General features: G+C 45.6%; 6 protein-coding genes. 4 read left to right on the top strand and 2 right to left on the bottom strand.

The annotated features are described in order from the left end of the window. Positions 1-22 precede the first annotated feature (22 nt). Positions 23-928, top strand: coding sequence for a DNA-binding transcriptional activator PunR (gene punR, locus AACQ17_RS03995; protein WP_094147384.1), 906 nt, complete (start codon positions 23-25; stop codon positions 926-928). A gap of 66 nt (positions 929-994) precedes the next feature. Here the strand turns inward: punR and fadA are convergent, their stop codons facing one another. Together fadA and fadB are read right to left on the bottom strand one after the other, a co-directional pair. After that, positions 995-2,170, bottom strand: coding sequence for an acetyl-CoA C-acyltransferase FadA (gene fadA / locus AACQ17_RS03990; protein ID WP_013855601.1), 1,176 nt, complete (start codon positions 2,168-2,170; stop codon positions 995-997). Positions 2,171-2,184: 14 nt separating this feature from the next. Continuing rightward, the gene (gene fadB, locus AACQ17_RS03985; protein ID WP_094147383.1) at positions 2,185-4,356 is read right to left on the bottom strand and encodes a fatty acid oxidation complex subunit alpha FadB; all 2,172 of its coding nucleotides are present in this window, start codon (positions 4,354-4,356) and stop codon (positions 2,185-2,187) included. Between the two features lie 218 nt (positions 4,357-4,574). Between fadB and AACQ17_RS03980 the strand changes: the two genes are divergently transcribed. The 3 genes from AACQ17_RS03980 to hemG all read left to right on the top strand — a co-directional run. Continuing rightward, positions 4,575-5,198: a YigZ family protein gene (locus AACQ17_RS03980; RefSeq protein WP_094167647.1), complete on the top strand. Its 624-nt coding sequence runs from the start codon at positions 4,575-4,577 to the stop codon at positions 5,196-5,198. A gap of 30 nt (positions 5,199-5,228) precedes the next feature. Then, positions 5,229-6,686 (top strand): TrkH family potassium uptake protein, encoded by a 1,458-nt coding sequence (locus AACQ17_RS03975; protein ID WP_017046377.1) that lies wholly within the window; start codon positions 5,229-5,231, stop codon positions 6,684-6,686. Between the two features lie 9 nt (positions 6,687-6,695). Beyond that, a partial coding sequence (gene hemG, locus AACQ17_RS03970; protein WP_141201441.1) for a menaquinone-dependent protoporphyrinogen IX dehydrogenase occupies positions 6,696-7,235 on the top strand: 540 nt, incomplete at its 3' end.

Raw genomic sequence — 7,235 nt, 5'->3', positions numbered from 1 at the left:
TCATCAAAAAAATTGAAGGCTTATGTTTTCTAAATCCTCATTAGAAATGCTTGATACTGTCGCACGGTTGGGTAGTTTTACCGCCGCTGCGGAGGTTTTGCATAAAGTGCCGTCAGCGATCAGCTACGGCGTTCGCCAAGTCGAACAAGATTTGGATGTGCTGCTATTTCGCCGTTTACCTAGAAAGGTGGAACTGACGCCCGCTGGTGAGCTGTTTATGGTGGAGGCTCGCCAATTGCTTAGGCAGATGGAAGAGATTCGTTCACAAACTAAACGCGCGGCGCATGGTTGGCAGAAAACGCTAAAATTGACGCTTGATAACGTGGTTAAACTCGACAAAATGAAACCGCTGGTGGAAGATTTTTATCGCACGTTTGAGTTTGCTGAGCTGCAAATCAACATGGAAGTGTTTAATGGCTCATGGGAAGCTATTGCGCAAGGTCGAGCTGACATTGTGATTGGTGCAACCTCTGCGATTCCTGTCGGTGGTGATTTTGAAGTGCGTGACATGGGTGTGTTGGATTGGGCATTTGTAATGTCTCCTCGTCACCCTTGTGCTCAAGAGCCCTATTTAACCGAAGATTTTGTCAGTCAGTTCCCGGCGATTTGTTTGGATGACACGTCAAGTGTATTACCCAAGCGGCATACGGATCACTACCCGCAGCAACGGCGCTTACTTTTACCGAATTGGTATAGTGCGATTGAATGCTTAAAAAATGAAGTCGGTGTGGGCTACATGCCAAGACACATTGCACAACCTTTGATTGTTGATGGTGGGTTGGTTGAACGGGTTCTCACCGTTGATAAACTGCTTAGTCAATGCTGTTTAGTATGGCGCAAAGATGATAATCATAAATTGATCGAGTGGATGGTAAATTATCTGGGCAGTAGCGATCAACTTTATCGTGATTGGCTTCAAGCTAAATAACCTAATAAGAAGAGCCAGCAGTGCTGGCTCTTAAAAGACTCTTCAGTGAGAAGAAAAACAGAATGGTTATGGGCGCTCAAAAATAGTCGCAATGCCTTGGCCTAAACCAATGCACATCGTTGCTAGACCATATTTGGCGTCTTTCGCTTCCATCAAGTTAATCAATGTGGTTGAGATGCGCGTGCCAGAACACCCGAGAGGATGACCCAGCGCGATCGCCCCTCCGTTTAGGTTAACCTTCTCATCCACTACATCGAGCAAACCAAGATCTTTCGCGCAAGGTAGAGATTGAGCTGCAAACGCTTCGTTTAACTCAATCACATCCATATCTTGCATGGTGAGGCCTGCACGCTGTAGCGCTTTATGGGTCGCCGGAACTGGCCCGTAACCCATAATTGAAGGATCGCAACCAGCGACGGCCATTGATTTCACACGCGCACGAATCTTTAAGCCAAGCGCATTGGCTTTCTCTTCGCTCATGATCAACATCGCCGATGCGCCATCGGATAGAGCCGATGAGGTGCCTGCCGTTACAGTACCATTGGCTGGGTCAAAAACAGGACGCAACTGTGCTAGCCCCTCAACAGAGGTTTCCGGGCGGATCACTTCATCAAAATCGAGCGTGAACAGAGTACCATCTTCGGCATGAGCTTCAGTGGGGAGGATTTCATTTTTGAAGCGGCCTTCAACGGTTGCTGCGTAAGCGCGTTGATGCGAACGAGCGGCAAAGGCATCTTGTTGCTCACGGCTAATGCCGTGCATTTTACCTAACATCTCAGCCGTTAACCCCATCATCCCCGCAGCTTTGGCAACGGTTTTTGACATGCCTGGATGAAAATCAACGCCATGGTTCATCGGTACGTGTCCCATATGCTCAACGCCGCCCACAAGGCAGATTTCAGCATCACCAACCATAATGGCGCGGGTGGCATCATGCAGTGCTTGCATTGATGAACCACATAAACGGTTAACGGTGACGGCACCAATTTCAATCGGCAAGCCAGCTAACAGTGCCGCATTACGCGCGACGTTAAAGCCTTGTTCTAAGGTTTGTTGTACACAACCCCAGTAGATATCTTCGATCTCTTTTGGGTTGACTTGTGGATTACGGGCTAAAATGCCTTTCATCAGATGTGCAGATAAATCTTCCGCACGAGTATGACGAAATGCCCCACCTTTTGAACGACCCATCGGGGTGCGTAGGCAATCAACAATTACGACATTTCTCTTATGTGAAGTCATTTGGACATCTCTCCTTAGATAGAACTTGCTTGTTGAGCACCGTAGAAGGTCTCGCCTTTTTCTGCCATATCAAGCAGCAGTTGAGGTACATGATACATCGCGCCCAATGCTTGGTATTGGCTTGCCATTGCAACGTAGTTTTGTAAGCCAAGACTATCGAGATAGCGGAATACGCCGCCTCTAAAAGGAGGGAACCCCAAGCCGTACACCAACGCCATATCCGCTTCTTGGGGTGAGGCGATGATCTTCTCTTCTAAACAGAGTGCCACTTCATTGATCATCGGAATCATCATGCGCTCAATGATGGTTTGATCGTCAAAAGTACGTTTATCACCACATTCTACGTTAAGAACAGTGAGGACCTCTTCAGAGAAAGTTTTCTTCGGTTTGCCTTTCTTATCTAAAGTGTATTGATAGAAACCGCTGCCATTTTTCTGGCCATATTTATTGGCGTCAAACAGTGCATCAATAGCATCGCGGCCCTGTTTGCTCATACGTTCAGGGAAACCTTGTGCCATTACTGCTTGTGCATGGTGAGCGGTATCAATACCGACCACATCTAGAAGATAAGCTGGGCCCATTGGCCAACCAAACTTACGTTCCATCACTTTATCGATTTGCGTGAAATCAGCGCCATCGCGCAGTAATAAACTAAAGCCACCAAAGTAAGGGAAAAGTACGCGGTTTACGAAGAACCCAGGGCAGTCATTGACCACGATGGGGGATTTACCCATTTTGTCCGCGTAAGCGACAACTCGATTGATGGTTTCATCGGAAGTGTGTTCACCACGAATAATTTCCACCAATGGCATACGATGTACTGGGTTAAAAAAGTGCATACCACAGAAGTTTTCTGGACGTTTGAGTGATTTGGCCAGTAGGTTGATTGGAATGGTTGAGGTGTTCGAGGTGATAACCGCATCCTCACCAACATTGGCTTCTACTTCACTTAGTACCGCGGCTTTGATTTTCGGGTTTTCAACCACAGCTTCAACAATCACATCCGCTTGCTCAATCCCCGCATAATGCAGGCTAGGCGTAATCGATGCCAGCACACTGGCCATTTTAAAACCATCAATTTTTCCGCGCTCTAGCTGCTTGTTAAGTAACTTAGATGCCTCGGTCATACCTAAATTAAGGGACGATTGAGCAATATCTTTCATCAAAACAGGCACGCCTTTTACTGCCGATTGATAAGCAATGCCACCGCCCATGATCCCCGCACCAAGTACCGCCGCTCGTCCGGTTTCTTTATTGGCTGATTTAGCCGCTTTTTTTGCCAGTGCTTTAATATATTGGTCGTTGAGGAATAAACCGACCAAGGATTTCGCCGCTTCAGAATGAGCGAGCTTAACGAAGTGTTTACGCTCAATGGCCAATGCTTCATCACGGCTACAGCGCGCGGCTTCTTCTATTGCAATAACAGCGGTTATTGGCGCTGGATAATGAGGTCCGGCATGCTGTGCAACCAAGCCTTTGGCCATCGTGAAGCTCATCATGGCTTCTAATTTGCTGAGTGTCAGCGCGGACATTTTTTGCTGGCGACGCATTTTCCAATCAACGGTTTCATTGATGGCCGATGTGATAGTTTTGAGTGCTGACTCAAGCAGTTTGTCGCTATCAACAATCGCATCGAGCAGTCCAATTTTAAGGGCTTCCTCAGCACGACATGCTTTGCCTTGAGTGATCACTTCCATAGCATTGTCGGCACCAATTACACGAGGCAGACGCACACAGCCACCGAACCCCGGCATAATACCAAGCTTTGTTTCCGGTAATCCTATGCTGGTGGTCGCGTCACCAATACGGAAATCGGTAGCGAGTACACACTCACATCCACCGCCTAGCGCGTGCCCTGTTAAAGCGGCTAGTGTCGGAACGGGTAGATCTTCTAGTTTGTTGAAAATGCTATTGGCAAATTGCAGCCATTGGTCGAGTTCTTGCGCAGGTTTAGCAAAGAGACCTAAAAACTCAGTGATATCAGCCCCGACAATAAAAGATTCTTTATCGGAAGTAAGAATAAGGCCTTTCAGTCCTTGGTGGGCTTTTAGGGCATCAAGTGCATGGTTGAGCGATTCAAGAGTGGCAAGGTCAAGTTTGTTCACTGACTCCTTGGAGCAGAAACGCAACTCCGCAATACCATCTTGTAATTCCTTTACCTGTAGGGTGTTGGCTTGGTAAATCATTGTCTATCTCCGTGACATACAACCTTAAGATCGTGTGTGAGAGTTTTTGTTGTATTAATAGTTCTGGTTTGACCAGTCGGTTTAGTTTGACCTGAGGATTGTTTAATTTCAATACATTTTTTAAACAACTGTTTAACATTGAGTGCGAATGGAGATCAGCGCTGCTTTTTTAAGTGCACGTGTTACACTCTTGCCATCCGCTCGATCTATGATTTCACATGAACGAACAACCTTATTTAATTCCAGCTTTGCCCACTCAATTTGAAGAGGAAATCAAAAAAAGCCTCTTTATTACCTATTTGGCCCATACTCCGAGTGTAGATGCTGCCAAAGCCTTCGTTGCGCAAATAAAGACAAAACATAGCGACGCCAGACATAACTGCTGGGGCTTTGTTGCCGGACGACCGGAAGATTCGATGTTGTGGGGTTTTAGTGATGATGGTGAGCCATCAGGGACGGCGGGCAAACCGATATTGGCGCAGCTAGCCGGATCGAGTGTCGGGGAGTTAACGGCCGTCGTCACTCGTTATTATGGTGGGATTCGTCTTGGCACTGGTGGGTTAGTTAAAGCTTATGGTGGCGGAGTACAACAAGCACTCAAGCTGCTTCAAACTATTGAGAAAAAAATCACCACAAAATTATCCCTAACGTTAGACTACGGTTTTGTGCCGATTGCTCAATCCATCATCGCGCAGTATGAAGCATTAGAAGTCGAAGCCGATTATAAAGAACAGGTTAAATTTCTTGTTGAGATAGAATTGCGCCATCTTGATGCCTTTACTCAAACTATCATTAATAAAAGCGGTGCAAAAGCTGTAGTGACCGCCATAAAAAATAATTAGGAAGTCAGAAGCTTCGCTTCAGAAAAAGCAATGCAAATTCGATCTATTATTCGTATCGTCGGGCTTTTGCTCGCGCTATTTAGTGTCTCTATGCTTGCCCCTGCGCTGGTGGCTTTGCTGTACCGCGATGGTGCAGGTGTACCTTTTGTCACGACCTTTTTTGTATTATTGATGTGTGGCGGTTTTTTTTGGTTTCCAAACCGCCGCTATCGACATGAATTGAAAGCCAGAGACGGTTTTTTGATCGTTGTACTGTTTTGGACGGTTATCGGTAGTGCGGGTTCATTACCATTTTGGTTAGCGGATAACCCCAATGTATCGGTTACTGATGCGTTTTTTGAATCGTTTTCAGCATTAACCACCACCGGAGCAACCGTCATTGTTGGGTTAGATGAATTACCTAAAGCGATTTTGTTCTATCGGCAGTTTTTACAATGGTTTGGTGGGATGGGGATCATCGTTCTAGCGGTGGCCATTTTGCCAGTATTGGGAATTGGGGGAATGCAGTTATATCGGGCGGAGATCCCGGGCCCGGTCAAAGATACTAAAGTTACTCCAAGAATCGCCGAAACCGCCAAAGCACTTTGGTACATCTATTTAAGCTTAACGATTGCCTGCGCGACTGCTTTTTGGGCAGCAGGGATGACCCTATTTGATGCGATTTGTCATAGCTTCTCTACGATCGCTATTGGTGGGTTTTCGACTCATGATGCAAGCATGGGGTATTTTGACAGTTATGCGATCAATTTAATTACGGTTGTTTTTTTGCTCATTTCAGCCTGTAATTTTACTCTCCATTACGCGGCGTTTGCGACAGGTGGTGTTCATCCAAAATATTACCTTAAAGATCCAGAGTTTAGAGCTTTCGCTCTTATACAAGTCATTTTGTTTGCGGTTTGCTTTTCGATTTTACTCAAACACCATTCTTACGACTCTTTTTATGACGCTTTTGATCAGGCGCTATTTCAAACGGTATCCATTTCGACGACGGCAGGCTTTACCACAACAGGTTTTGCAGATTGGCCGTTATTCTTACCTGTATTATTGCTGTTTTCTTCATTTATAGGTGGGTGTGCTGGCTCTACGGGCGGTGGCATGAAAGTGATCCGTATCTTATTGCTTACCTTACAAGGTGCTCGTGAGATGAAACGCCTTATCCACCCAAGAGCCGTGTATACGATTAAGGTGGGCGGAAGTGCTCTTTCACAGCGAGTTGTTGACGCGGTTTGGGGATTTTTCTCAGCGTACGCACTGGTCTTCGTGGCGTGTATGTTGGCATTGATCGCAACAGGGATGGATGAACTGAGTGCATTTTCTGCCGTCGCGGCAACATTGAATAACTTAGGGCCTGGATTGGGTCAAGTCTCCGTACACTTTGCGGATGTTAATGACAGTGCAAAATGGGTATTGGTTGTTTCGATGCTCTTTGGTCGCTTAGAAATTTTCACACTATTAATACTGCTTACCCCTACGTTTTGGCGCAGTTAAGGATATCCCGTGCAAAAAGCTCTTTTTCTCTATTCTTCCCGTGAAGGTCAAACCAAGAAAATTCTTAACTATATAAAAGAGGAACTTTCTGAGTTTGATTGCGAACTTGCCGATTTACATCAAATTGAGGATATTGATTTAGCTCTTTACGATCGAGTCTTAATTGGTGCTTCTATTCGCTACGGACATTTAAATAAAAAGCTTTATCAATTTATAGAAAAACATGCCGAGCAATTAGCACTCGCTAAAGCGGCGTTCTTTTGTGTCAACTTAACTGCAAGAAAAGAAGCGCAGGGTAAAGATACTCCAGAAGGAAGTGTCTATATTAAAACCTTTCTCAGTAAATCAGCATGGCAACCCAAGCTAATCGGAGTTTTCGCTGGTGCTCTTTACTATCCACGTTATCACTTTTTCGATAAGGTGATGATTCGTTTCATCATGTCATTGACTGGCGGTGAAACTGACACCTCAAAAGAAGTTGAGTACACAAACTGGCAAAAAGTATCTCTTTTTAGTGATAACTTTAAAAAATGGCTCTTATACACATCT

The organism is Vibrio sp. V10_P2A27P122 (assembly GCF_963874335.1).
GTDB classification, from domain to species: Bacteria; Pseudomonadota; Gammaproteobacteria; order Enterobacterales; family Vibrionaceae; genus Vibrio; species Vibrio anguillarum.
Note: the sequence above shows the minus strand (reverse complement) of the source record. Positions and strands in the feature narration are given on the sequence as shown.

Bases quoted from the DNA above. Each gene is read 5' to 3' on its own strand.
- punR (WP_094147384.1), top strand. From the start codon at position 23: ATGTTTTCTAAATCCTCATTAGAAATGCTTGATACTGTCGCACGGTTG.
- fadB (WP_094147383.1), bottom strand. From the start codon at position 4,356: ATGATTTACCAAGCCAACACCCTACAGGTAAAGGAATTACAAGATGGT.
- AACQ17_RS03975 (WP_017046377.1), top strand. From the start codon at position 5,229: ATGCAAATTCGATCTATTATTCGTATCGTCGGGCTTTTGCTCGCGCTA.
- fadA (WP_013855601.1), bottom strand. From the start codon at position 2,170: ATGACTTCACATAAGAGAAATGTCGTAATTGTTGATTGCCTACGCACC.
- AACQ17_RS03980 (WP_094167647.1), top strand. From the start codon at position 4,575: ATGAACGAACAACCTTATTTAATTCCAGCTTTGCCCACTCAATTTGAA.